Below are 23,434 nucleotides of genomic sequence, written 5' to 3' on the forward strand. Positions count from 1 at the left end.
CCGCCAGGGGGAGGTGGCAGCGCGAAGCGCTGACGGAGGGGGAGGAAAGGGCGACGCCCGCCGTTACCGCAGGCTCACCTGCAACCCGTCCATCACGAACTGCACTGCCAGCGCCGCCAGCAGCACGCCCAGCAGCCGAGTGATCACCGCCTCGATCCGCGCGCCGAGCAGCCGCATCAGCGGCCCCGCCGCGAGCAGCGCCACCAGCGTCAGCAACAGGATCACCCCCATCGCCGCGAGCACCACCAACGTCGCCTCGATGCCGTTGGTGCGCGCGACGAGCAGCATCACCGAGGCGATCGAGCCCGGCCCGGCGATCATCGGCATCGCCATCGGGAAGATCGACACGTCGTCCGCCTCGGGATCGTGCGCGACCTTGGCGGCGCGATCCTCGCGGCGCTGCGTGCGCTTCTCGAACACCATCTCGAGCGCGATCAGGAACAGCATGATGCCGCCGGCGATGCGGAAGCTCGCGAGGCTGATGCCCAGCCCCTTGAGCAGCGCCTCGCCCGCCAGCGCGAAGACCAGCAGGATGACCGTCGCGACGCCGACCGCGCGGAACGCCATCGCCCGCCGCTGGACAGGGGAGGCGCCCGCCGACAGGCCGGCATAGATCGGCGCGCAGCCGAGCGGATCGATGATGACGAAGAAGGTGATCAGCGTCGAGACGAAAAGCTCGATCACAGGGCGGCCTCTAGCCGCTCGCGACGGCAGGCGGAGACATAGGTGTTGCGGATCAGGCAGGCGATCGTCATCGGCCCGACGCCGCCCGGCACCGGCGTGATCGCGCCTGCCACCGCGCTCGCCGCGGCGAAGTCGACGTCGCCGACCAGCCCGTCATCGGTCCGGTTGATGCCGACGTCGATCACGCTCGCGCCCGGCTTGATCCAGTCGCCCTGGATGAAGCGCGGGATGCCCACCGCCGCGACGACGATATCCGCCTTGCGCAGGTGCGCGGCGACATCGCGGGTGCGGCTGTGGACGATGGTGACGGTGCAGCTCTGCTGGAGCAGCAATTGCGCCATCGGCTTGCCGACGATGTTTGACCGGCCGACGACCACCGCCTCCATCCCCGACAGATTGGGGTGGATGTCCTTGAGCAGCATCAGGCAGCCGAGCGGCGTGCACGGCACGAACCCTTCCGCGCCGATCGCCAGCCGGCCGGCATTGACCGGGTGGAAGCCGTCGACATCCTTGTCGGGATCGATCGCGAGCAGCACCGCCTGCGCATCGATATGCGCGGGCAGCGGCAGCTGGACGAGGATGCCGTCGACGGCGGGATCGGCATTGAGCTGCGCGACCAGCGCGAGCAGCGTCGCCTCGTCGGTATCGGCGGACAGGCGATGTTCGAAGCTGGCCATGCCGGCGTCGCGCGTCGCCTTGCCCTTGTTGCGGACATAGACGGCGGAGGCGGGGTCCTCGCCGACCAGCACGACGGCAAGGCCGGGCGCGCGGCCGGTGGCTTCGCGGAAGGTAGCGACATGGGTGGCGACGCGGGTGCGCAGGGCAAGGGCATGCGCCTTGCCGTCGATGATCGTGGCGGTCATGCCACGGTCTCATAGAGTGTGGCGGCGATCTTCGCCAGCGCGGCGGCGTCGCCCGCGACGTGCAACCGCTTGAGCCGCGCGGTATCCCCGCCGATCAGCGTGACGTCGCGCTTCGCGACGCCGAAGCTCCTGGCGACCAGCGCGATCAGCGCGGCATTGGCCTTGCCGTCGACGGGGGCGGCGGCGAGTCGCGCGGCGAGATGCTCGTCGGTGCCCGCGGCGATCGCATCGCGCCCGCCGCGCGGCGTCACGCGGATCGCGACGACGAGGCCGTCGTCGCGGATCGTCCAGGCCGGCATAGGCGGCGGATCAGGCCGCGCCGTTGGCCAGCAGGCTCATCGCGATATTCGGCAGGATGACGCTGTCGAGGATGCGGATGATGATCAGCACCACCAGCGGCGCAAGGTCGATGCCGCTGATATTGGGCAGGATACGGCGCAGCGGCCGGTAGAGCGGCTCGGTCAGCCGATCGAGCCCGTAATGCAGCGAGCTGACGAAATTGTTCGAGGTGTTGATCACGTTGAAGACGATCAGCAGCGACAGCACGAACTGGACCATGATGATCCACCACAGCACGTTCAGCAGCACCTGGATGATCTGGATGAGGGTAAGCGCGATCACGCGAGGCTCCGGGATAAGAATGTGGCGGTCGATCTAGCCTGTCCGGAGCGCGGCGAACAGCGTTTGTAAGAGGGAGGGGCCGGCGCCCGCACCGCAGGGCGATGGCATGGGCGTTCATGGGCGCCGCACCCTCCCAGCCTCCCCCGTCACCCCGGACTCGTTCCGGGGTCCACCGGGCCGCATGCCAGCCGCCTGAGCATCCAGCATTTCTCCTCGCCGCAGAGTGGACCCCGGAACGAGTCCGGGGTGACGGAGTAAGTTTGGAGGAACCGGTCGATCGTCGAAGCACCGCTCCACGCGCGGACCTGCCCGGCCGGTATTGCCATCAAGGGACGTCGAACAGGCCGTCCTGCGATCCGGCGGGCGGGTTGAGGCCGAGATGCTTCCAGCCGCCGGCGTTGAGCACCCGCCCGCGCGCGGTCCGTGCGACGAGGCCGAGCTGGATCAGATAGGGCTCGATCACCTCCTCGATCGTATCGCGCGGCTCGCTGAGCCCGGCGGCGAGCGTCTCGACGCCCACCGGCCCGCCGCGATAGATGTCGGCGATCATGTGCAGATAGCGCCGATCCATCGCATCGAGCCCGAGCGAATCGACCTCGAGCCGGTTGAGCGCGCGATCGGCGGCGACGCGGTCGACGGTCGGCGTGCCCGCGACATTGGCGAAGTCGCGCACCCGGCGCAGCAGCCGCCCGGCGATCCGCGGCGTACCGCGCGCACGCCGCGCGATCTCGCTCGCGCCATCGGGGGCGATGCCGAGGTCGAGCAGCCCGGCGGCACGGGTGACGACGCGGGTCAGTTCCTCGACCGTATAGAATTGCAGTCGCACCGGAATGCCGAACCGGTCGCGCAGCGGCGTGGTCAGCAGGCCCTGCCGCGTCGTCGCGCCGACGAGCGTGAACTTGGGCAGGTCGATCCGCACGCTGCGCGCCGACGGTCCTTCGCCGATCATCAGGTCGAGCGCGCGATCCTCCATCGCCGGATACAGCACCTCCTCGACCGCGGGTTGCAGCCGGTGGATCTCGTCGATGAACAAGACGTCGCCGTCTTCCAGATTGGTGAGCAGCGCGGCGAGATCACCCGACTTGGCGATCACCGGGCCGGAGGTGGCGCGGAAGCCGACGCCCATCTCGCGCGCGATGATCTGCGCCAGCGTCGTCTTGCCGAGCCCCGGCGGCCCGAAGAACAGCACATGGTCGAGCGCATCGCCGCGCCCGCGCGCCGCCTCGATGAACACACGCAGATTCTCGCGCGCCGCCTGCTGCCCGACGAACTCGTCGAGACTGCGCGGACGCAGCGCCGCATCGACATCCTCGGGACGGCGGCTGGCGGAAAGGAGACGGTCGTCGGTCAATGGGTTCCCGGCAAGACTTGGCGCATATCACGCGATTGATGGATGATCCGTACGATGATCACCGTATCGCCTTCGACGCGATAGAGGATGCGATGCGGACGATGCGACAGGGATCGTATGTCCAGATTGAGTTCCGACCATTCGGCGCCTGCGAACGGCTGATCCCGTAGCAGGCGAAACAAACGACGAAAGCCGTTGATATGGGCCGCAGAAGCCGATTTGCCGAAATCCCGGCGCCCTGTCTCGCCGATGTCCCGCAGATCGCGACGCGCGGCTGCGCTGACGCGCAGCCTAGTCATCGGCGGCGAGGATTTCAGCGATGATCTCGTCGAGGATATCTTCCGGCTCGCGATCAATGATCCCTGACGCGATCCCTTCCGCGATCAACACCTGTACCCGCCGCACATCGGCCTGATACGCATCCTGATCGCGTTCGATCAGGTCGCGCAGATAGGCGGCCGGGTCCGCGAACCCCTCTGCCGACACGCGGCCGTCGACATAATGCTGGAGGTCGGCCGGCAGGGAGACGTGGAACTGCGCCATGTTCCCGATATAGTCCCGTTTCGCCGGAGCGTCCAGCAATGCGGGCGCTACTTCGCCGCCTTGCGCAGCGCCAGCCGCACCAGCGCGTCGAGCGTCGCGCCCGGCCCGAGGTCCTCTTCCGCCGCGCCGACCGCGCTCGCCGCCTCGGCGGGGCGGAAGCCGAGGTTGAGCAGCGCCGACACCGCATCCGCCGCCGCGCCGACCGGGATCACCTGCGCCGCCGCCGCCGGGCCGAGCGCCACCGTACCCACCTTGTCCTTGAGCTCGCGCACGATCCGTTCGGCGAGCTTCGGCCCGACGCCGTTGGCGCGCGCCACCATCGCCTTGTCCTGCGCCGAGACCGCGCGCGCGATCTCCTGCGTGTCGAGCGCCGACAGGATCGCCAGCGCAACGCGTGACCCCACCCCCTGCACGCCGGTGAGCAGCCGGAACCAGTCGCGCTCCTCGGCGCGCGCGAAGCCGACGAGGCGGATCGAATCCTCGCTGACCAGCATCTCGGTATGCAGCATCGCCGCCTCGCCGACCGGGCCGATCGCCGCCAGCGTGCGCGCCGAGGCGCCAACGAAATAGCCGACGCCGCCGACGTCGATCACCGCATAATCGACCCCGGTCGACTCGAGCCGGCCTTTCAGATGCGCGATCATGCCGTCACCCGCGCGCGACGCGCCATGCCCTGCGCCGAGGCGAGATGGTGCGCATGCGTGATCGCCACCGCCAGCGCATCCGCCGCATCGGGGCCGGCGAGCTTGGCGCCGGGCAGCAGCACCGCCATCATCGCCTGGATCTGCTTCTTCTCGGCGCCGCCGGTGCCGACCACCGCCTTCTTGACGGTCGAGGGATGATATTCGCCGATATGCAGCCCGTTGCCCGCCGCGGCGAGCAGCACGACGCCGCGCGCCTGCCCCAATTTGAGCGTGGACTGCGCATTGGTGTTGCCGAGCACCTCCTCGACCGCGGCGCCATCGGGCCGTTCGGTGAGGATCACGTCGATCAGCGCGGCATGCAGGTTCGACAGCCGCCGCGGCAGCGGCATCGACGGATCGGTGCGAATCTGGCCGTTGGCGATGTGGCTCAGCCGGTTGCCATCGGCATGGATGACGCCCCAGCCGGTCGTGCCGAGGCCGGGATCGAGGCCGAGGATGATCATGATGCCGCCACGGAGAAAGGATTTTGCGCGCGGAGGCGCAGAGGACGCAGAGAGAGCGTCAGGAGCGCGGCAGCAGTACCGCCTAGGCACGCGCGAGACGCCCGTCCAGACCGTACCATCCTCTGCGCCCTCTGCGCCTCTGCGCGCAAAACCTCTTCGCGTCTTCGCGTCTTCGCGTGAATCGCTTTTCCGGCAAGCCGGGAGAAGGGGGGATTCGCGCGAAGGCGCGAAGACGCGAAGAGGTCCCACGCGGGACAATCGTCCTGCGATCCAGCAGCCATGGGATGAGGCCCGCCGGCGCGGGAAGGCGCAGCCGCGGGCGCGACCTTTCGCGCCTGCGCGCCACCGCGTGAACCCGGCAGGGTCAGCCCAGCTTCTCCATCACCTCGTCGGAGACCTCGTAATTGCCCCAGACGGTCTGCACGTCGTCATCGTCGTCGAGCGTGTCGATCAGCTTGAACAGCGTCGCCGCATCGCCCTCGTCGACCGACACCATCGTCTGCGGCCGCCACGCGAGCTTGGCGCCCTCGGGCTCGCCGAGCACCGGCTCCAGCGCCTTGGCGACCTCGTGCAGGTCGCCGACCGCGGTCCAGATCTCGTGGCCGTCCTCGGACGAGGAGACGTCCTCGGCGCCCGCCTCCAGCGCCGCCTCGAACACCTTCTCGGCGTCGCCGGCGCTCGCCGGATAGCTGATCAGGCCCATCCGGTCGAAGGCGTGGCTCACCGAACCGGACGCGCCGAGGTTGCCGCCGTTCTTGGCGACCGCGGTGCGCACGTTGGTTGCGGTGCGGTTGCGATTGTCGGTCAGCGCCTCGATGATCAGCGACACGCCGCCTGGGCCGAAGCCTTCGTAGCGGATTTCCTCGTAGCTCTCGGTATCGCTGCGGCTCGCCTTGTCGATCGAGCGCTGGATATTGTCCTTGGGCATCGACTGCGCCTTGGCGGCGTTGACCGCGGCGCGCAGCCGCGGGTTCATGTCGGGATCGGGAAGACCCATTTTCGCCGCCACGGTGATTTCGCGGCTGAGCTTGGAGAACATGCCCGAGCGCTTCTTATCCTGCGCGCCCTTGCGGTGCATGATGTTCTTGAACTTGGAATGGCCTGCCATGGACTGCCTCTAACGGATAATCCCGAGCCTTTAGGGTTTCTTTGCAAACGCGCCAAGGCGCGTTTCGCGGTGCCGGCCCGCTCCCCCTCCCGGCCGCCCATCAGGATACCATGTGGGTGGCCGGGAGGGGGAGCGGGCCGGCACCGCCTCGAAACCTCGCTTTTCGGCGAGGTTTCAAACGGAAGCCGTGGGCGCGGATTTCGCCAGAGCGTCGATCTTCGCTTCCAGTGTCGCGAGCCGGTCGAGCACGAGCCCGTCGAGCTTCTCGTGCAACCGCAGGATGTCGAGCTCGGCCCGCAGGTTGGTCTCGTAATCGAGGCTGGCGGCGAGCCGGTCCTTCGCCGCCTGGCGGTTCTGGCTCATCATGATCACCGGCGCCTGCACCGCGGCGAGCGTCGACAGCATCAGATTGAGGAAGATGTAGGGATAGGGATCGAACGCCATGCCGAAATGCGCGAGCACGTCGGTGTTGAGCAGCATCCAGCCGAGCAGCACGACGGTGAAGGCGATGATGAACCCCCACGATCCGCCCACCGCCGCGACGCGGTCGGCGAGCCGGTCGCCGAGGCTGGAGCGCGCGTCCGCCTCGTCGGCGGCGTCGCGGCTGAGCACCGTGCCCGCGTCGATACTGTCGAGGACGCGCCGCTCCTCGGGATCGAGCGCATGCGCGGGTTTGCGCAGCAGGCGCTGGGCGAGATCGGCGAGCGGGATCTGTGCCATCGGGTGGCTCCTTCGGGCAGGCGGAGGGACGCAGCCGTAACGACCGTGCCGGTCAGCGACAACCAATGTCGGCATCGGCCGCAAAGCGCTTGCCCCCGCCCCCCCGGATACGCCAAACGCGCGGGACAATGACCGTCAGCGTAGACATGGGCAGCGACGACCGCGGCGCGCCCGTGACCATGGACCTCGAAGAACTGCTCGCCACCCGCTTGCTCGTCCAGGGCAATTCGGGGTCGGGCAAGTCGCATCTGCTGCGCCGCCTGCTCGAAGGGTCGGCGGGGCAGGTGCAGCAGGTGGTGATCGATCCGGAGGGTGATTTCGTCACGCTCGCCGGACCCTATGGCCATGTCGTGATCGAGGGGGCGGATTATTCGGTGCCCGAGATCGCGCGCATCGCCACCCGGCTGCGCGAGCATCGCGCCAGCGTCGTGCTCAGCCTCGAGGGGCTGGAGGCGGAGGGGCAGATGCGCTGTGCCGCCGCTTTCCTGTCGGCGCTGTTCGATGCGCCGCGCGAACATTGGTATCCGGCGCTGGTCGTCGTCGACGAGGCGCAATTGTTCGCGCCGACGACCGGCGGCGAAGTGGCCGAGGAGGTGCGCCGCGCCTCGCTGTCGGCGATGACCAATCTGATGTGCCGCGGCCGCAAGCGCGGGCTCGCCGGGGTGATCGCGACGCAGCGGCTCGCTAAGCTCGCCAAGAACGTCGCGGCCGAGGCGTCCAACTTCCTGATGGGGCGCACCTTCCTCGACATCGACATGGCGCGCGCCGCCGATCTGCTCGGCATGGAGCGGCGGCAGGCCGAATCGATCCGCGATCTCGCCCGCGGCACCTTCCTCGCGCTCGGGCCGGCGGTGTCGCGGCGGCCGATCACGGTGAAGATCGGCCAGGTCGCCACCTCGGCGCGCAGCGGCAGCCCCAAGCTCACCCCGCTGCCGAGCGCACCGGCGGAAAATTTGCAGCAGCTCATCTTCGCGCCGCCGCCCGAGGAGGCGCCGCAACTGCCGATGGCGTTCGAGTCGCGGCCGCGGCGAGTGCCCGCCGACGAACTGCTCGACACGATCGAGCGACCGGCGTCGCAGCAGACGGTGCTGGCGCCGCTGCCCGACAAGTCGGACGACGAGGTCGAGCGCATCTATGCCGACGTGCTGGAGGCGATCGTCGCCGATCGCGATTCGGCGCTGCGCCCGCCGTCTGTGCTGTTCCAGGATTTCCAGGTGCGCTGCCGGATGGCGGGCCTCGCCAAGCCGCCGCTCGACCTGCCCGGCTTCACCCGCCGGCTGTCGGCGGCGCGCGCCGGCATCTTCGACGTCACCGACCCGCAATGGGCCGAGGCGATGGAGCTTGCAAACAGCCTGCCCGACGACATGATCGGCGCCTTCCTGCTCGTCGCCCGCGCCGCGAAGAACGGCGAGCCGTGCCCGTCGGATACGGCGCTGGCGGAGACCTACGGCACGAGCTCGCTGGGGCGGGTGCGGCGGCTGATCGGCTATATCGAGAGCCGCGAATTGTTCGTCGCGCGGGTCGACCTGTCGGGCAAACGCTCGATCACCATTCCGCGACTCGGCTGGACGACCGCCGCAAGCGAGGCGGGCTAAATCCTCCCCCGCCAGGGGGGGGTGGCGCCGCGAAGCGGTGACGGAGGGGGAGGATACGGCGAACGGGGTCGTATGCGGCAGCGCCCCCTCCACCTCCGGCCTGCGGCCGGCGGTCCCCCTCCCCCGCTAAAGCGAGGGAGGACTTCAGTCCTCAATGCCCCTTGCGCGGCAGCAGGTGCAGCACGCCGACGATCGCGCCGCCGACGATCAGCCCGACGATCCCCGATCCCACCGCGGTCACGATCCAGTTGACCACGCCGGGCAGCACGCCGACCGCATGGGCCGCGCCCTCGGCGGCGTGGTGGAGCGCATGGGGCAGGGTGGTGAGGCCGAATGCTTCCATGCCGTGGACGATGATCCCGCCGCCGACCCAGACCATCGCCGCGGTGCCGATCAGCGACAGCGCGTTCAGGACCACCGGCATCGCCGACACCAGCCCGCGACCCAGCGCCTGCGATCCCGCGCCCGGCTTCTGCGCGAGATGCAGGCCGATATCGTCCATCTTCACGATCAGCGCGACGATGCCATAGACGCCGACGGTGATCGCGATCCCCACCAGGGCGAGCGCGATCGCCTGATTGACCAAGGTCTGCCCGTTCAGCTCGCCCAATGCGATCGCCATGATCTCGCCCGACAGGATCAGGTCGGTGCGTACCGCGCCCGACACCTGGCGGTCTTCGAGCGCCTTGGGATCGGTCTCGACCACCGCGTCCTCGCCATGGCCGTGGCCGGTCAGCGCGCCGACGATCTTCTCCGCCGCCTCGAAGCAGAGATAGGCGCCGCCCAGCATCAGGATCGGCGTGATCGCCCAGGGCGCCAGCGCGCTCAGCACCAGCGCCGCGGGCAGCAGGAACAGCAGCTTGTTCTTCAGCGACCCCAGCGCGATCTTGCCGATGATCGGCAGCTCGCGCGCCGGGCTCAACCCGACGACATAGGTCGGCGTCACCGCGGTATCGTCGATGACGACGCCCGCCGCCTTCGCGCCCGCCTTGCCCGCCGCGCCGGCGACGTCGTCGAGGCTGGCGGCGGCGAGCTTCGCCATCGCCGCGATATCGTCGAGCAGCGCTACCAGTCCGCCGGCCATGTCCCGTGTCCCCTGTTGTCCGCCATCAGCCATGACGGCGGCGCGGGAACGGTTCAATACACGAGGTGTTTCCGCTTTGTTGCTCGTCGCCCGAACGCGCGGGGAAGGGCATGACGGCTCCCGATCGCGCGGCTAAGGCTAGGCCATGACCGATATCACGCCGCCCGTCGCCGACCGGCGCCCGCACAGCTTCACCACGCACGGCATCACCATCGAGGATCCCTATGCCTGGCTGAAGGACCCGAACTATCCCGAGGTCACCGACCCCGACGTGCTCGCCTATCTCGCGGCGGAGAACGCCTATTTCGAAAGCGTGATGGCGCCGCACCAGCCGCTGGTCGACCGGTTGTACGAAGAGATGAAGGCGCGCATCAAGGAGGACGAATCCTCGGTGCCGCAGAAGGATGGCGACTGGCTCTACTGGACCGCCTATGAAACCGGCGGCCAGTATCGCAAATGGTGGCGCAAGCCCGTGGCGGGCGGCTCCGACGAGTTGCTGCTCGACGAACCCGCGCTCGCCGAGGGCAAGGAATATTTCCGGCTCGGCGCCTTCGCGGTCAGCAACGACGGCCGCCATCTCGCCTACGCCATCGACGACAGCGGTGCCGAACGGTTTGAGGTGCGCGTCAAGAATCTCGAGACCGGCGAGCATCTGCCCGAGGTGATCCCCGGCATGCTCTCCGACATCGTCTGGACCAGCGACGACACCGGCTTCCTCTACGGCCTCGCCAACGAGCAATGGCGCACCGACAACGCCCGTTTCCACCGGCTCGGCACGCCGGTGAGCGACGACGTCGAGCTGTTCCACGAGGCGGACGAGGGCTATCGCGTCGCCGTCGCCGAGACCAGCGACCGCCAGTGGCTGGTGATCGGCACCGGCGACCATGTCACCAGCGAGGTGCGGCTGCTCCCCGCCAACGATCCGCTGGCGACGCCGATCCTCGTCGCCCTCCGCAAGGAGGGGCGCGAATATGACGTCGACGCGCATGACGGCACGTTGTTCATCCACACCAACGACACCGATCCGATGTGGCGGCTGTGCACCGCGAGCATCGACGCGCCGGGCGACTGGCACGAACTGATCCCCGCCGACCCGCATTTCTATATGACCGGCGTCGAATGCTACCGCGACTTCTTCGTCGTCGAGGGCCGGCTCGACGGGCTCGATCAGATCGCGATCCATCGCTACGACGCGCCGACCGAACCGCAGCGCATCGCCTTCCCCGAACCGAGCTATGCCGCCGGCCTCGGCGACAATCCCGAATATGCGGTCGACACGCTGCGGCTCGGCTATGAATCGATGGTCACGCCGAGCACCGTCTACGATTACGATGTCGCGACCGGCGCGCTCGAGGTGCGCAAGGTGCAGGAGATTCCCGCCGGTTACGACGCCGCCGGCTATCGCACCGAGCGGCTCAAGATCGCCGCGCGCGACGGCACCGAAATCCCGGTGTCGATCGTCTATCCCGCCGGTTTCCAGCGCGACGGGTCGCAGCCGTTGTTCCTCTATGCCTATGGCGCCTACGGCTATGCGATCCCGCCCGGCTTCTCGACCGGGCGGCTGTCGCTGCTCGACCGCGGTTTCGCTTATGCCATCGCGCATATCCGCGGCGGCGACGATCTCGGCCAGCAATGGTATCACGACGGCAAGCTCGACAAGCGCACCAACACGTTCAACGACTTCGTCGACGTCGCCAAGGGGCTGATCGACGCCGGCTGGACCAGGGCCGGCCGCATCGCCACCGCCGGCCGCTCGGCGGGCGGCGAGCTGATGGGCGCGATCGTCAATTCCGATCCCGAACTATGGGGCGCGGTGATCGCCGACGTGCCGTTCGTCGACGTGCTCAACACGATGCTCGACGCCGACCTGCCGCTCACCCCGGGCGAATGGCCCGAATGGGGCAATCCGATCGAGGACAAGGCGGCGTTCGAGCTGATCCGCAGCTACAGCCCGTACGACAATGTCGTCGCGCAGGACTATCCGCCGATGTTCATCTCGGGCGGGCTCAACGATCCGCGCGTGACCTATTGGGAGCCGGCGAAATGGGCGGCGAAGCTGCGCGCCACCAAGACCGACGATAACGTGCTGCTGCTCAAGACCAACATGGGCGCGGGCCATGGCGGCAAGTCGGGCCGGTTCGAATCGCTGCGCGAGGCGGCGGAGGAACACGCCTTCGTGCTCTGGCAGCTCGGGATCGACCGCTGAGCATCGAGGCGCTCATCGCCGATTACGGGCTCGCCGCGGTGTTCCTCGGCGCGGGGATCGAGGGCGAGACGATGGTGCTCGCCGGCGGGCTGTTCGCGCATGAGGGCATGCTGTCGCTGCCCGGCGCGATGATCGCCGCGGCGAGCGGCTCGTTCCTCGCCGACCAGGCGTTCTTCGCCGCCGGCCGGCGCTTCCGCGACCATCGCTGGGTGCAGCGCGCGCAGGCCAAGCCGGCGTTCGTCAAGGCGCTCGACACGCTCGAACGTTATCCGATCGGCTTCATCTTCATCTTCCGCTTCCTCTACGGGCTGCGCACGGTCAGCCCGATCGCGATCGGCACGACGCAGGTGCCGACGCGCACCTTCCTGTGGATCAACGCGATTGCCGCCTGCGTCTGGGCGGTGCTGTTCACCAGCCTCGGCTATGTCTTCGGCACCGGCATCGCCGAGCTGCTCGGCCGCTATCGCCCGCACGGCCGCCAGTGGCTGTGGGTGGCGCTGGCGGCGCTGGTGCTCGGCACGCTGTTCGCCGGCTTCCGCTGGTGGCGTCGGCGGCAGCAGGGATGAGCGGCCGCTTCACCCTCTCGATCACCGCCGATGCGGGCGACATCGACGAGCTCGGCCACGTCAACAATGCGGTCTGGGTGCGCTGGATTCAGGACATTGCGGTCGCGCATTGGGAGGCTGTGGCCCCGGCGGCGGACCGCGCCGCGATGGTCTGGGTCGTGACCCGACATGAGATCGACTATCGCGGCAACGTCGCCGCAGGCGAGACGGTGACGGGCGAAACCTGGGTGCCCGAACCGCCCAAGGGCGCGCGCTTCAACCGCCACGTCCGCTTCACCGGGGCCGACGGCAAGGTGAAGGTCGAGGCGGTGACGACCTGGGCGCTGCTCGATCGTGCGACGGGGCGGCTGATGCGGGTGCGGCCGGAGATCGCCGCGCCCTTCCTCGACCGCTGATCCGCCGCGCGGTTACAGCCGGCCGAACACCGCCTCGAACCCGGCCTTGTCGCCCGCGGCGAGGAAGCGCGCCTGTTCGATCCAGCGATCGCGGGTGATCCGCCCGGCGAACGGCCCGAGTTGGGCATCGAGCCGCGCCGCATCGTCGTCGCTCAGCGCCGCGACCTGGCCCACGGTGGTGATCCCCAGTTCCGCCAGCCGCGCGGTCAGCTTCGGCCCGAGCCCCTTGAGCGTGCTCACCGGCGCCTCCGCGGGCGAATCGCCGGCGGGCGCGGGCGCGGGGGTAGGCGAAGGCGCGGGTGCCGAAGCGGCCTCGATCGCGGGCGCGGCATCGAGCGGCGCGGCCGCCGCGATCGGCTCGTCCGCCAGCGGGTCGGCGGCGTCCTCGACCAGCGGCTCGGCGGGGGCGTGCACCGGCGCGTCCTCCACCCGGCGCGCGACCGCCGGTGCCTGAACCGGAGCGGGGGCGGGGCGCGGCGGGGCCGGCGGGGGAGGCGGCGTCGCTTCGGGTGCGGCGGCGATCACCTCTTCATTGTGGCTGGCGATATGGCGTTCGGCGGCCTTGCGCCGCGCCTTCAGCCGCGCGCCCCAGACGATCGCCGCGATCACCAGCAGTGCGAAGACCGCCAGCACCGCAAGATGCGCGATGGTGAAGGCATCGGTGGTATCGGGCAGAAGGCTGGCGCCGGAGGCGCCGCCGGCAGTGGCGGTATCATTCATGCCCCGATCCTACCCGCGCCGCTACGGCACGGCGAGCGGAAACGTCGGCCGCCGGGAAGAAGGTTGGCATGTCGGCATCGCCGCGACGGCGGCAGGCCCCCCATGATCGGGTCGTGATCGGATGACGACGTGGATCATGGGAGGCATCGTCTTCCCCGGCGGCGGTGCGCGCCTAGCGCAACGCGCGCGCCACCAGCCCGGCGCAATCCGCATCGGTCGCACTCGGCCCCTGCCGGCCGGTGATCGCCCGGCCGATCGCCTTGAAGATGTTGCCGACCGATTTCACCTCCGCCGGCACGGTCAGCACCGGATCGCTCAGGCTGCCGGTGACGAAGGCCGATCCCGGCAGCCGCAACAGGCTGTGCCCCTTGGGCGCGCCGGTCAGCCGCAGGTCGATCCGCTCGTCGGGAAAGCGCACCGTGCCCGTCCCGCGCAACTGGCTCGCGCTGGTGTCCACGACCAATGGCGTCGCGGTGCCACGGCCGCCGCGGACCGGCAGCGCCAGCACGAGGCAGCGCAGCCGCGCGCTGTCCGTGCCGCCGGCGAGCAGCGCCCGTCCCGCATCGAACCCCAGCGCCGCCGCATAGCGCGCCGGCAGCGTGCCGTCGCGGATCGTGAAGCCGATCCGCCCGTCGGACCGGCCGATCGCCGCGCGGATCGTATCGCCGCGCCCGCTCAGCCGGGCACGCGCCGCGACCTGGCCGGTAAAGGCGCCCTGCGCCCCGTCGAACGCCTCCACCCGCGTGCCGACCAGTCGCAGGTCGACGGTGAGCAGCGGCGATGCCGCCCCGTCGCGCTGGTCGACCGTCACCGTGCCGCGCGCCGTGCCGCCGGCAAGCCGCACGGTCAGCGGCGCGACGCGCAGCCGCTGGTGGTCGAGCATCAGCACGCCGTCGATGCCGGTCACCGACGTCCGACCGCCATGGCTGAACACGCGCGCGACATGCACCGCGATCCGCCCGTCGGTCTTGTCGATCTTGGCGAGGTTGATCCGCGTGGCGGGCACCAGCCGCGGCCCGATCGCCCCCTCCAGTGCGGCGCCCTTGGCCAGCCCCTCGTCGGAGGACAGATCGTCGAAATCGAAGCGTTGCGCGGTCGCCGCCCCGTCCAGCTTGGTGCGGCCGTCCTGCTTGTCGACGGTGACGTGGCCGGCGATGTCGGACCGGCCGATCGTGCCCTTCAGATCGGTGACGATCCATTTGGGCGCATCGTGGCGGACGTGCGCGGTCAGCGCCACCGGCTGCGTCCCGAACAGTCCCGCCTCGATCACCGCATCGATCAGCCGGAGGTCGGCGGCGCGCGCCGCGATGTCGAGCGTCATCGCGTCGGTGTCGAGCGGGCGGTCGGTCGTACCCCTGGCGCGCATGTGCAGCGCGTCGCCCTCGATCGCCGCGGTGAACGCCCATGGCGCCGCCACCGGCTGCGCGACCGAGGCGCCGGTGAGCGCGACGCGGACCGGGGTCCCGCGGATCGTCCCGCTACCATTGATCCGCAACCCCTGCGCATCGGAGGCGAAGGCGACCCGCGCCGCGCGCTGCCGCTTGTCGTCGCGATAGGCGACGATGCTGTCGCGCACCGTCAGCCCCTGCAGCGTGTTGGAGGATTGGCCGCCCCGCGATCCGCCCGGCCGCGACCAGTTGGTGCGGCCGTCCGGCGCGCGCACCAGCGCCAGTTGCATGCCGTCGATGACGATGTCGCGCGGCTTGAACGTGCCGGTGAGCAGCGGCCACACCGGAAAGCGCAGCCGCGCCTCGCGCAGCCGCAGGAAATCGCCGCCGCCAGCCCATGTTGCCTGCGGAATGCGCACCCCGCGCACGACGACGGTCGGCGTGAAGCCGAACCCGTCGGTCCGTGCCATGCTGTCGATCGTCACCGGCCGGCCGAACCGATCGCTCAGCCGATCGGCGACCAGGCCCTTGAGCATCCCGAACGGAAAGGCGGCGACGATCAGCAGGAGCAGGGCGAGGATGGCCACCGCCGCCAGCCCCCACCGCCCGAGCGATCGGGTGCCGACCATACGCCCCCGGCCTGTCGCAGCGCCTGTGCCAGGCCGGCTCAGCACGAACGACGGAATTCAGGAGCGCTTAACATGCATCATGGACGCGCATCAGGCCGACATGGTTCCGGACCGGTCAGAAGTCGATCGCGATGCCCTTCAGCTCCCAGTCGCCATAGCGGGTCGGATTGAGCCCCAGCGGGTCGGCTTGCGCCGGTTTCTTGTCCTCCGGCTGCGGCACCGGCGGGTTCTGGCTGAGGTAGGCGGGCGGCTTAACATGTGCAGGACGTTGGCCCATCGCGTCTCTCCGGTCTAAGGGATGGATTCCATATCGGTTCCAGCGTCAGGTAAGACAAGTTTGCCCCGTTCCACCAACAACGATTCCGACGCGCTCGGCACGCCCTCCCGCCGTGCGGCGCTGCGTCTGCTCGATGCGGTGCTCCGCCGCGGCGAACCGCTCGAACAGGCGCTCGTCGCCGCGACGCGCCACGTCTATGGACCCGATCGCGGCCTCGCCCACGCCATCGCCGCCGAGGTGCTGCGTCGCCTGCCCGATCTCGACGCGCTGATCGACTCGGTCACCGAACGGCCGCTGCCCGACGATGCCAAGGCGCGGATGGCGCTGCGCATCGCGCTGGTCCAGGCGCTCGTGCTCGGCACGCCGCACCATGCCGCGATCGCCACCGTCCTGCCGCTGGTCGATGGCGGCCCGCGCAAGCTGGTCCACGGCGTGTTCGGAGCGATCGTGCGCTCGGGCGTGCTGCTGCCCGAGATTCCGGCGCTGCCGCCGCTGGTCGAGACCCGCTGGGAGGGGGCGTGGGGCGCCGAGATGGTCGAGGGCGCGGCGCAGGCGATCGCCGCCCCGCCGCCGCTCGACGTCACCCTCGCCGACCCGGCCGAGACTGACCATTGGGTCGCCGAACTCGGTGGCGTCAGCCTGCTGCCGGGGCATGTCCGCATCGCCGATGCCGGTTCGGTCACCGACCTGCCCGGCTTTGCCGAGGGGCGCTGGTGGGTGCAGGACATCGCCGCCTCGCTGCCCGCGCGCCTGCTCGCCGATGCGGCGAACGGGCGCGCGATCGACCTGTGCGCCGCGCCCGGCGGCAAGACGCTGCAACTCGCCGCCGCGGGCTTTGCCGTCGCCGCGGTCGACGTCTCCAATGCCCGGATCAAGCGGCTGCGCGAGAACCTGTTCCGCACCCGGCTGAAGGCGGAGGTGATCGCCGCCGACGTGCTCAAATGGGCGCCGGCCGAGCCGGCCGACGCTTTGCTGATCGACGCGCCGTGCAGCGCCACCGGCATCTTCCGCCGCCACCCCGACGTGCTCCACCGCGTCCACCCGCCGATCATCGAGGAGATGGCGGCGCTCCAGGCGCGCCTGTTCGCCCGCGCCGCCGATTGGGTGAAGCCCGGCGGCACGCTGGTGTTCGCGACGTGCAGCCTCGAACGGCAGGAAGGCGAGGACCAGCTCGCCCGCTTCCTGTCGGCGCGCCCGGATTATGCGATCGACGCGCCCGCCGCGGCGCTGCTGCCGGCGGGCATTCCCGTGCATGCCGACGGCTATGTCCGCACCGTGCCGGGCATGATGACCGCCGACGGCGGCTGCGACGGCTTCTTCATCGCGCGGCTGAAGCGGATAAGCTAACCCATTCCTCCCCCGCCAGGGGGAGGTGGCAGCGCAAAGCGCTGACGGAGGGGGAGGACAGGGCGGAAGCTCGATTGCAGCGCTCCCGCCCTGTCCTCCCCCTCCACCATTCGGCTAAGGCCGAACGGTCCCCCTCCCCCTGGCGGGGGAGGGGTGGCTTGGCGCACCCCTCAGCAAACTCGTCCCAAGCGCATTGTAATAGAAGGACAGGCGGTTAGAGAGGCGGGTCATGCAGCCCGTCCGTATCGCCCCCTCCATCCTGTCCGCCGACTTCGCCAAGCTGGGCGAGGAGGTCCGCGCGATCGATGCCGCGGGCGCCGACTGGATCCATATCGACGTGATGGACGGCCATTTCGTCCCCAACATCACGATCGGCCCCGCCGTGGTGAAGGCGCTGCGCCCGCACACCGCCAAGCCGTTCGACGTCCATCTGATGATCTCGCCGGTCGACCTGTACCTCGACGCCTTTGCCGAGGCCGGGGCGGACGGCATCACCGTCCATCCCGAGGCGGGCCCTCACATCCACCGCACGATCCAGCACATCAAGGGGCTGGGCAAGCGCGCGGGCGTCGTGCTCAATCCCGGCACGCCGGCCAAGATGCTCGATTACCTCATCGACATGGTCGACCTCGTGCTGGTGATGAGCGTCAATCCCGGCTTCGGCGGCCAGACCTTCATCGACAGCCAGCTCAAGAAGATCGCCGCGATCCGCAAGATGATCGATCAGAGCGGCCGCGCCATCGACCTCGAAGTCGACGGCGGCGTCGATCCCGAACATGCCGCGCGCTGCATCGCCGCCGGTGCCGACGCGCTGGTCGCCGGCACCGCCGCCTTCCGCGGCGGACCCGCGCATTATGCCGCCAACATCGCCGCGCTGCGCGGCACGTCGGCGGCGGGATGAACGACCTGTCGCCACCGGCCGAATCGCCGCACCCCGAATCGCTGCCCGCCGGATCGCCGCCTGACGGAGTCGAGGAGGGCAAGCGCCTGATGCGGGTCGGTGGCGACCGCGGGCTCAGCCTGGCCGAGCGGCTGTCCGAACAGCTCCACCGGCTGACCTGGCGCACCCCGATCCACAGCATGCGCCTGAAAGGGCGGTATCCGCTCAAGCTGATCGCGGTGCCCGACGATCCCGTCATCGGCGACGTGCGCCGCGGCCAGGCGATGCTGTCCGGTGATCTCACCTTCCGCGGCGAGACGCATCCGATCGACACGCTCGCGTTCAAGCGCGGCGAATGGGGCAAGCCCTTTGCCGAATATGTCCACAGCTTCGCCTGGCTGCGCGACCTGTCGACGGTGGCGACGCGGGCGCAGGGCGCGCCGATCGCCGAGGCGCTGATGGCGCGCTGGCTCGGCGATTATGCCGAGCGCATCGATCCTCTGGCGTGGCGCCCCGATCTGTGGGGCCGGCGCCTGTTGTTCTGGACCGCGCATGCGCCGCTGATCCTGTCGTCGACCGATCTCGTCTATCGCTCCAGCGTGCTCAACACGTTGGCGCGTGGCGCCCGGCACCTCGACCGCGGCGCCGACAAGGCACCACCCGGTGCGCCGCGCATCGCCGCCTGGTGCGGGGTCGTCGCGGCGGGGCTGCTGATCCCCGGCGGCGATCCCCGGCGCAGCTTCGGCGAGGCGGGGCTGCTCCGCGCGCTCGCCAGCGGGCTCAGCGAGGATGGCGGCGCGGTGTCGCGCAGCCCGGTGATGCTGCTCGACACGATCATGCTGCTCGCCATGCTGCGCGAGACCTATGTCGCGCGGCGCGAGGAGATGCCCGCCGCGGCGCAGGCGGCGCTGACCCGCGCGGTGCCGGCGCTGCTCGGCGTCACCCATGGCGACGGCATGCTGTCGAGCTGGCAGGGCGGCGGCCCGGCGATGCCCGACGCGCTCGCCGCGGTGATCGCCGCGAGCGGGGTGCGCACCCGCCCGCTCCGCCAGGCCCGCGACTGGGGCTATCAGCGGCTCGCCGCCGGTGGCGCGGTGCTGATCGTCGATGCGGCACCGCCGCCGGTCGCCAAGCTGGTCGAGGGCGGCTGCGCCTCGACGCTCGCCTTCGAATTTTCCGATGGCGAGACGCGGCTGATCGTCAATTGCGGCGGCGCGCGCGCCGCGGTGCCGCAGCTGCCGAGCGCTTATGCCGAGGGACTGCGCACCACGGCGGCGCATTCGACGCTGGTGGTCGGCGATTCCAATTCGACCGCGATCCTCGCCGACGGCACGCTCGGCCGCGGCGTCGCCGAGGTCGAGCTGTCGCGGCAGGAATCGGACGTCGCCAGCCGCATCGAGGCGAGCCACGACGGCTATGTCCGCCGCTGGGGCTTCGTCCATCGCCGCCAGCTGATGCTGACCGGCGACGGCAAGGAATTGCGCGGCGAGGATGCGCTGCTGCCGCACGGGCGGCGGCGCAAGGTCGGCGTCGTGCCGTTCGCGGTGCGCTTCCACCTCGGCGCCGGGGTCGAGGCGTCGCCGACCGCCGATGGCCTGGCGGCGCTGCTCCGCCTGCCCGGCGGCGCGCTCTGGCAGTTCCGCTGCCGCGGCGGTACGCTGACCATCGAGGATTCGCTGTGGATCGACGGCGAGGGCCGCCCGATCGCCACGCAGCAGCTCGTCGTCAGCGGCGAGGCGCCGGCGGGCGGCGCCAACGTCAGCTGGGCGCTGAAACGCGCGATCTGACCTGTTCGGACGCGCCTTCGCCCGCTAGGGGGACGCGCATACGACTGGCACCCCTTACCCGTTCGTGCTGAGCCTGTCGAAGCGCAGGCGAGTCCCGTCTGCGTCTCGACAGGTCCGGGGCGAACGGAGCGGGTTGCGTCCGGCTAGGCCACAGAGGAAGACCATGTCCACCATCCCCATCAAGCGCGCCCTGCTGTCGGTCTCCGACAAGACCGGCATTGTCGAGCTTTCCCAGGCACTTGCGGCGAAGGGTGTCGAGCTGGTCTCGACCGGCGGCACCGCCAGGGCGCTGCGCGACGCCGGCCTCGCGGTGCGCGACGTTAGTGACGTTACCGGCTTTCCCGAGATGATGGACGGCCGCGTCAAGACGCTCCACCCGATGGTCCACGGCGGCCTGCTCGCCGTCCGCGACGATCCCGACCATGCCGCGGCGATGGCGGCGCATGCGATCGGCGCGATCGATCTGGTGGTGGTGAACCTCTACCCGTTCGAGGCGACCGTCGCCCGCGGCGCCGACCGCGACACGGTGATCGAGAATATCGACATCGGCGGCCCCTCGATGGTCCGCTCCGCCGCCAAGAACCACGCTTATGTCGCGATCGTCACCGACCCCGCCGATTATGCGATCGTCGCGACCGGCGAGACGACGCTCGACCAGCGCCGCCTGTTCGCCGCCAAGGCCTTCGCCGCCACCGCCAGCTATGACGGCGCGATCGCGCGCTGGTTCGGCACCGTCGATCAGGCCGAGGCGTTCCCGGCGGTGCTGCCGGTGACGATGACCCGCGCCGCATCGCTGCGCTACGGCGAGAACCCGCATCAGTCCGCCGCCTTCTACGCGAGCAACGACGGCGTCCGCGGCATCGGCCAGGCGCGGCAGGTGCAGGGCAAGGAGCTCAGCTACAACAATCTCAACGACGCCGATGCCGCGCTCGAGCTGGTCGCCGAGTTCCGCGACGCGGCACCGACCTGCGTCATCGTCAAGCACGCCAATCCGTGCGGCGTCGCCACCGCGTCCAGCCTCGAAGCGGCCTATGCCGAGGCCTTCGCCTGCGACACCGTCTCGGCGTTCGGCGGCATCATCGCGGTCAACCGCCCGCTCGACGCCGCGACCGCGAAGGCGATCACCGGCATCTTCACCGAGGTCGTCGTCGCCCCCGGCGCCGACGAAGAGGCGCTGGCGCTGTTCGCCGCCAAGAAGAACCTGCGGCTGCTGCTGACCGGCGAACTGCCCGATCCCGCGCGGGCCGGCCTGTTCGCCAAGTCGATCGCCGGCGGCTGGCTGGTGCAGGGCCGCGACAATGGCACGCCGGGCGAGCTGAAGGTCGTCACCAAGCGCGCGCCGACCGAACAGGAGCTCGCCGACTGCCGCTTCGCCTGGACCGTCGCCAAGCACGTCAAGTCGAACGCGATCGTCTATGCCAAGGACGGCGCCACCGCCGGAGTCGGCGCCGGCCAGATGAACCGTCTGGAGTCCGCGCGCATCGCCGCGTGGAAGGCGAAGGACGCCGCCGACAGGGCGGGCTGGGCGACGCCGCGCACGATCGGCTCGGCGGTCGCGTCGGATGCGTTCTTCCCCTTCGCCGACGGCCTGCTCGCCGCGGTCGAGGCGGGGGCGACCGCGGTGATCCAGCCGGGCGGCTCGATCCGCGACGAGGAGGTGATCGCCGCCGCAGACGCCGCGGGCCTCGCGATGGTCTTCACCGGCATGCGCCACTTCCGCCACTGAGCCTGCAATCCTCCCCCTAAGCGGGCAGGGGGATCATATATGGCCGAAGTCGTGAGGCGCGATCGATGTCCTCATCAGGTTCGTCACCCCGGAACAAGTCCGGGGTGACGACGTGGCATGGAGGGCGAGCGGCTTACGCGAATCGCCATATGCAAATGTCCTGCTCCGGCGGGGGAGGCGCTGGCCTCCGTGACTTTCGGACCGTCCAATCCGCCTAGCGCACCGGCGATCCCACGTTGGGCAGCGTCGCCTCCTCGGCTTTCGGCATCTTGCCGAACAACGCGCGGTCGGCCGGGCCGAATGCCCATTTCCACAGCACGAACAGATAGGTCGCCGCGATCGCCGGTTCGCCGCCGATCAGTTCGAGCCATTCGAGCTGCGGCGGCAGCGCGGTGAACAAGCCGCCGACCACCGTCGCCGCGACCACCGCCCACAGCAGCGGCCAGCGCCACGGCGACACCGGCGCTGACAGGATACGGCCGAGCAGCGTCGCCTTGACCACCGAGGTCAGCGCGACGCTGACCATCAGCGCCACCGCCGGCCCCGCCGCCTGCCACGTCGTCGGCCAGCCGAGCCGTCGCATGCCGAGGATCAGCGCGAAGCTGAGCGCGATCTGCACCGCCAGCATGACGATCGAGATGATCAGATTGCGGTGCCGCGCCGTATAGACCAGCGCCGATTCGCATACCGCCCCGGTCGAGGCGAGCACCTCGGCGGTCAGCAGGAAGCCGAGCGCGGCGCTGCCCGCGACGAATTGCGGCCCGACCACGCCCATCACCGCGCCGGCGGGGATCGACCCCATCAGCGCAAGACCCGCCTGTGCCGCCATGATCCAGAACGCCACCTGCCGCACCTGATGCGCGATCGCGGCGCGGTCGTTGACCGCGAGGCTCTTGGTGATGACCGGCCCCAGGATCGGGTCGAAGCTGGTCTTGAGCTTCTGCGGAAGGCTCGCGACCTGCTGCGCCATATAATAGATGCCGACGATCTTCGGCTCGAACATCACGCCGAGGATGAACCGGTCGACGTTGCGGCTGCCCCATTCGAGCGCGTCGGCACCGGCGAGCGGCGCATTGGCGCGGGCGAGCGCGAAGAGCTGGCCGGGATGCGGCGACCAGCCGCGCGGCAGGCCATAGCTGCGCAGGAACGGCACGAAGCTGGCGATCAGCGCCGCGGTCATCGACGCGACATAGGAGAGGACCAGCCCGTCCTTGATCGTGAAGAAGGAGAAGACCCAGGCGGCGATCGAGATCGTCCACGGCTCGACGACGGCGCGCGCGGTCACCGCCGCCTTGACGTTGTGGCGATAGGCGAGCGCCGACAGGCTGACGTCGGACCAGGCCACCGCGACGATGATGCACGGCAGGAACCGGTCGAGCCCGGTCACCTGCGTATTGGCGTACATTACCTCCGGAAAGGCGATCAGCACCGCGCTCGCCGCGATCGACAGGATGAAGGCGAGCGCCAGCGCATCCCAGACGACGCAGACGTGCGGCTGGTCGGACGACGACAGTGCCTGCGCGAGGCCGCGCTTGAGCCCGAGCGTCGCGACCAGAGCGGCAAGCTCGACCACCACCACGGCGAGCGCGAAGCGGCCGACGAGGTCCGGGCCGTAAAGGCGGCCGGCGATGAACAGGAACGGGATGCGCGCGGCGAGGCGCAGCACGAAACCGGCGATATTGGTGCGCCCGCCCTTGGCGAGCGCGTCGATGTCCTTCGATTCGGTCACGGGTTGGCGATCGTGAGCGTCTCGCACCCACCCTCACCCTTCCGGCGCTGCGCGCCTCCCTCCCTCTC

24 protein-coding genes are annotated in these 23,434 nt (G+C 70.0%); 8 read left to right on the forward strand and 16 right to left on the reverse strand.

The window, feature by feature from the left end:
* Positions 1–63: 63 nt before the first annotated feature.
* From HD841_RS01745 to HD841_RS01795, 11 genes are all read right to left on the reverse strand, one after another.
* Entirely contained in the window at positions 64–684 is a 621-nt protein-coding gene (locus tag HD841_RS01745; protein WP_179507162.1) for a MarC family protein, read from the reverse strand.
* Positions 681–1,547, reverse strand: a complete 867-nt coding sequence (gene folD / locus HD841_RS01750; RefSeq protein WP_179507163.1) for a bifunctional methylenetetrahydrofolate dehydrogenase/methenyltetrahydrofolate cyclohydrolase FolD — start codon at positions 1,545–1,547, stop codon at positions 681–683. The genes HD841_RS01745 and folD overlap by 4 nt, the downstream gene beginning before the upstream one ends.
* On the reverse strand, positions 1,544–1,846 hold the full coding sequence (locus tag HD841_RS01755) for a DUF167 domain-containing protein (protein ID WP_179507164.1): 303 nt from the start codon (positions 1,844–1,846) through the stop codon (positions 1,544–1,546). Before HD841_RS01755 ends, folD begins: the two co-directional genes overlap by 4 nt.
* Positions 1,847–1,856: 10 nt before the next feature.
* The gene (locus HD841_RS01760) at positions 1,857–2,168 is read right to left on the reverse strand and encodes a YggT family protein (protein ID WP_179507165.1); all 312 of its coding nucleotides are present in this window, start codon (positions 2,166–2,168) and stop codon (positions 1,857–1,859) included.
* Between the two features lie 325 nt (positions 2,169–2,493).
* A complete protein-coding gene (gene ruvB / locus HD841_RS01765) occupies positions 2,494–3,519 on the reverse strand; it encodes a Holliday junction branch migration DNA helicase RuvB (protein ID WP_137899495.1) in 1,026 nt (341 codons plus the stop codon).
* Positions 3,516–3,818, reverse strand: coding sequence for a type II toxin-antitoxin system RelE/ParE family toxin (locus HD841_RS01770; protein ID WP_179507166.1), 303 nt, complete (start codon positions 3,816–3,818; stop codon positions 3,516–3,518). The genes ruvB and HD841_RS01770 overlap by 4 nt, the downstream gene beginning before the upstream one ends.
* Positions 3,811–4,062: a ribbon-helix-helix domain-containing protein gene (locus HD841_RS01775; RefSeq protein WP_179507167.1), complete on the reverse strand. Its 252-nt coding sequence runs from the start codon at positions 4,060–4,062 to the stop codon at positions 3,811–3,813. The genes HD841_RS01770 and HD841_RS01775 overlap by 8 nt, the downstream gene beginning before the upstream one ends.
* Positions 4,063–4,109: 47 nt before the next feature.
* On the reverse strand, positions 4,110–4,706 hold the full coding sequence (gene ruvA / locus HD841_RS01780) for a Holliday junction branch migration protein RuvA (RefSeq protein WP_179507168.1): 597 nt from the start codon (positions 4,704–4,706) through the stop codon (positions 4,110–4,112).
* Positions 4,703–5,209: a crossover junction endodeoxyribonuclease RuvC gene (gene ruvC, locus HD841_RS01785; RefSeq protein ID WP_179507169.1), complete on the reverse strand. Its 507-nt coding sequence runs from the start codon at positions 5,207–5,209 to the stop codon at positions 4,703–4,705. The genes ruvA and ruvC overlap by 4 nt, the downstream gene beginning before the upstream one ends.
* 364 nt (positions 5,210–5,573) lie before the next feature.
* Positions 5,574–6,317 (reverse strand): YebC/PmpR family DNA-binding transcriptional regulator, encoded by a 744-nt coding sequence (locus HD841_RS01790; RefSeq protein WP_179507170.1) that lies wholly within the window; start codon positions 6,315–6,317, stop codon positions 5,574–5,576.
* A 174-nt stretch (positions 6,318–6,491) separates the two neighbouring features.
* Positions 6,492–7,037, reverse strand: a complete 546-nt coding sequence (locus tag HD841_RS01795; RefSeq protein ID WP_179507171.1) for a DUF1003 domain-containing protein — start codon at positions 7,035–7,037, stop codon at positions 6,492–6,494.
* A gap of 128 nt (positions 7,038–7,165) precedes the next feature.
* Between HD841_RS01795 and HD841_RS01800 the strand changes: the two genes are divergently transcribed.
* On the forward strand, positions 7,166–8,632 hold the full coding sequence (locus HD841_RS01800; RefSeq protein ID WP_179507172.1) for an ATP-binding protein: 1,467 nt from the start codon (positions 7,166–7,168) through the stop codon (positions 8,630–8,632).
* A 151-nt stretch (positions 8,633–8,783) separates the two neighbouring features.
* On the opposite strand, the gene HD841_RS01805 is transcribed toward HD841_RS01800, so the two are convergent.
* Positions 8,784–9,716 (reverse strand): DUF808 domain-containing protein, encoded by a 933-nt coding sequence (locus tag HD841_RS01805; protein WP_179507173.1) that lies wholly within the window; start codon positions 9,714–9,716, stop codon positions 8,784–8,786.
* Positions 9,717–9,861: 145 nt separating this feature from the next.
* Here HD841_RS01805 and HD841_RS01810 point away from each other — a divergent pair, with 145 nt between their 5' ends.
* The 3 genes from HD841_RS01810 to HD841_RS01820 are packed head-to-tail and all read left to right on the forward strand — an operon-like array spanning position 9,862 to position 12,883.
* Positions 9,862–11,922: a S9 family peptidase gene (locus HD841_RS01810; protein ID WP_179507174.1), complete on the forward strand. Its 2,061-nt coding sequence runs from the start codon at positions 9,862–9,864 to the stop codon at positions 11,920–11,922.
* Positions 11,919–12,488, forward strand: coding sequence for a DedA family protein (locus HD841_RS01815; protein WP_179508056.1), 570 nt, complete (start codon positions 11,919–11,921; stop codon positions 12,486–12,488). The genes HD841_RS01810 and HD841_RS01815 overlap by 4 nt, the downstream gene beginning before the upstream one ends.
* Positions 12,485–12,883 (forward strand): acyl-CoA thioesterase, encoded by a 399-nt coding sequence (locus tag HD841_RS01820; RefSeq protein WP_179507175.1) that lies wholly within the window; start codon positions 12,485–12,487, stop codon positions 12,881–12,883. The genes HD841_RS01815 and HD841_RS01820 overlap by 4 nt, the downstream gene beginning before the upstream one ends.
* Before the next feature lie 12 nt (positions 12,884–12,895).
* Here HD841_RS01820 and HD841_RS01825 read toward each other — a convergent pair whose 3' ends face one another.
* The 3 genes from HD841_RS01825 to HD841_RS01835 all read right to left on the reverse strand — a co-directional run bounded on the left by HD841_RS01825 (position 12,896) and on the right by HD841_RS01835 (position 15,897).
* The gene (locus HD841_RS01825; protein ID WP_179507176.1) at positions 12,896–13,603 is read right to left on the reverse strand and encodes a hypothetical protein; all 708 of its coding nucleotides are present in this window, start codon (positions 13,601–13,603) and stop codon (positions 12,896–12,898) included.
* A gap of 172 nt (positions 13,604–13,775) precedes the next feature.
* On the reverse strand, positions 13,776–15,620 hold the full coding sequence (locus HD841_RS01830) for an AsmA family protein (RefSeq protein ID WP_179507177.1): 1,845 nt from the start codon (positions 15,618–15,620) through the stop codon (positions 13,776–13,778).
* Positions 15,621–15,735: 115 nt separating this feature from the next.
* Complete coding sequence (locus tag HD841_RS01835) at positions 15,736–15,897, reverse strand: DUF1674 domain-containing protein (protein ID WP_179507178.1); 162 nt, start codon at positions 15,895–15,897, stop codon at positions 15,736–15,738.
* A 60-nt stretch (positions 15,898–15,957) separates the two neighbouring features.
* Here HD841_RS01835 and HD841_RS01840 point away from each other — a divergent pair, with 60 nt between their 5' ends.
* The 4 genes from HD841_RS01840 to purH all read left to right on the forward strand — a co-directional run bounded on the left by HD841_RS01840 (position 15,958) and on the right by purH (position 21,637).
* Positions 15,958–17,244, forward strand: coding sequence for an RsmB/NOP family class I SAM-dependent RNA methyltransferase (locus tag HD841_RS01840; protein WP_257015173.1), 1,287 nt, complete (start codon positions 15,958–15,960; stop codon positions 17,242–17,244).
* A gap of 229 nt (positions 17,245–17,473) precedes the next feature.
* The gene (rpe, locus tag HD841_RS01845; RefSeq protein WP_179507180.1) at positions 17,474–18,145 is read left to right on the forward strand and encodes a ribulose-phosphate 3-epimerase; all 672 of its coding nucleotides are present in this window, start codon (positions 17,474–17,476) and stop codon (positions 18,143–18,145) included.
* On the forward strand, positions 18,142–19,911 hold the full coding sequence (locus tag HD841_RS01850) for a heparinase II/III family protein (protein ID WP_179507181.1): 1,770 nt from the start codon (positions 18,142–18,144) through the stop codon (positions 19,909–19,911). Before rpe ends, HD841_RS01850 begins: the two co-directional genes overlap by 4 nt.
* A gap of 163 nt (positions 19,912–20,074) precedes the next feature.
* Positions 20,075–21,637 carry a bifunctional phosphoribosylaminoimidazolecarboxamide formyltransferase/IMP cyclohydrolase gene (gene purH / locus HD841_RS01855; protein WP_179507182.1) on the forward strand — a complete coding sequence of 521 codons (1,563 nt, stop codon included), beginning with the start codon at positions 20,075–20,077 and terminating at the stop codon, positions 21,635–21,637.
* A 214-nt stretch (positions 21,638–21,851) separates the two neighbouring features.
* Here purH and HD841_RS01860 read toward each other — a convergent pair whose 3' ends face one another.
* A complete protein-coding gene (locus HD841_RS01860) occupies positions 21,852–23,366 on the reverse strand; it encodes a lipopolysaccharide biosynthesis protein (protein ID WP_179507183.1) in 1,515 nt (504 codons plus the stop codon).
* Positions 23,367–23,434: the final 68 nt, after the last annotated feature.

This window comes from Sphingomonas melonis (genome assembly GCF_013409985.1).
GTDB lineage: Bacteria > Pseudomonadota > Alphaproteobacteria > Sphingomonadales > Sphingomonadaceae > Sphingomonas > Sphingomonas melonis_A.

Excerpts from the sequence above, each read along its gene's own strand:
- folD (WP_179507163.1), bottom strand. The coding sequence starts at position 1,547 with ATGACCGCCACGATCATCGACGGCAAGGCGCATGCCCTTGCCCTGCGC.
- HD841_RS01755 (WP_179507164.1), bottom strand. The coding sequence starts at position 1,846 with ATGCCGGCCTGGACGATCCGCGACGACGGCCTCGTCGTCGCGATCCGC.
- HD841_RS01770 (WP_179507166.1), bottom strand. The coding sequence starts at position 3,818 with ATGACTAGGCTGCGCGTCAGCGCAGCCGCGCGTCGCGATCTGCGGGAC.
- HD841_RS01775 (WP_179507167.1), bottom strand. The coding sequence starts at position 4,062 with ATGGCGCAGTTCCACGTCTCCCTGCCGGCCGACCTCCAGCATTATGTC.
- ruvA (WP_179507168.1), bottom strand. The coding sequence starts at position 4,706 with ATGATCGCGCATCTGAAAGGCCGGCTCGAGTCGACCGGGGTCGATTAT.
- ruvC (WP_179507169.1), bottom strand. The coding sequence starts at position 5,209 with ATGATCATCCTCGGCCTCGATCCCGGCCTCGGCACGACCGGCTGGGGC.
- HD841_RS01790 (WP_179507170.1), bottom strand. The coding sequence starts at position 6,317 with ATGGCAGGCCATTCCAAGTTCAAGAACATCATGCACCGCAAGGGCGCG.
- HD841_RS01795 (WP_179507171.1), bottom strand. The coding sequence starts at position 7,037 with ATGGCACAGATCCCGCTCGCCGATCTCGCCCAGCGCCTGCTGCGCAAA.
- HD841_RS01800 (WP_179507172.1), top strand. The coding sequence starts at position 7,166 with ATGACCGTCAGCGTAGACATGGGCAGCGACGACCGCGGCGCGCCCGTG.
- HD841_RS01805 (WP_179507173.1), bottom strand. The coding sequence starts at position 9,716 with ATGGCCGGCGGACTGGTAGCGCTGCTCGACGATATCGCGGCGATGGCG.
- HD841_RS01810 (WP_179507174.1), top strand. The coding sequence starts at position 9,862 with ATGACCGATATCACGCCGCCCGTCGCCGACCGGCGCCCGCACAGCTTC.
- HD841_RS01820 (WP_179507175.1), top strand. The coding sequence starts at position 12,485 with ATGAGCGGCCGCTTCACCCTCTCGATCACCGCCGATGCGGGCGACATC.
- HD841_RS01825 (WP_179507176.1), bottom strand. The coding sequence starts at position 13,603 with ATGAATGATACCGCCACTGCCGGCGGCGCCTCCGGCGCCAGCCTTCTG.
- HD841_RS01830 (WP_179507177.1), bottom strand. The coding sequence starts at position 15,620 with ATGGTCGGCACCCGATCGCTCGGGCGGTGGGGGCTGGCGGCGGTGGCC.
- HD841_RS01835 (WP_179507178.1), bottom strand. The coding sequence starts at position 15,897 with ATGGGCCAACGTCCTGCACATGTTAAGCCGCCCGCCTACCTCAGCCAG.
- rpe (WP_179507180.1), top strand. The coding sequence starts at position 17,474 with ATGCAGCCCGTCCGTATCGCCCCCTCCATCCTGTCCGCCGACTTCGCC.
- HD841_RS01850 (WP_179507181.1), top strand. The coding sequence starts at position 18,142 with ATGAACGACCTGTCGCCACCGGCCGAATCGCCGCACCCCGAATCGCTG.
- purH (WP_179507182.1), top strand. The coding sequence starts at position 20,075 with ATGTCCACCATCCCCATCAAGCGCGCCCTGCTGTCGGTCTCCGACAAG.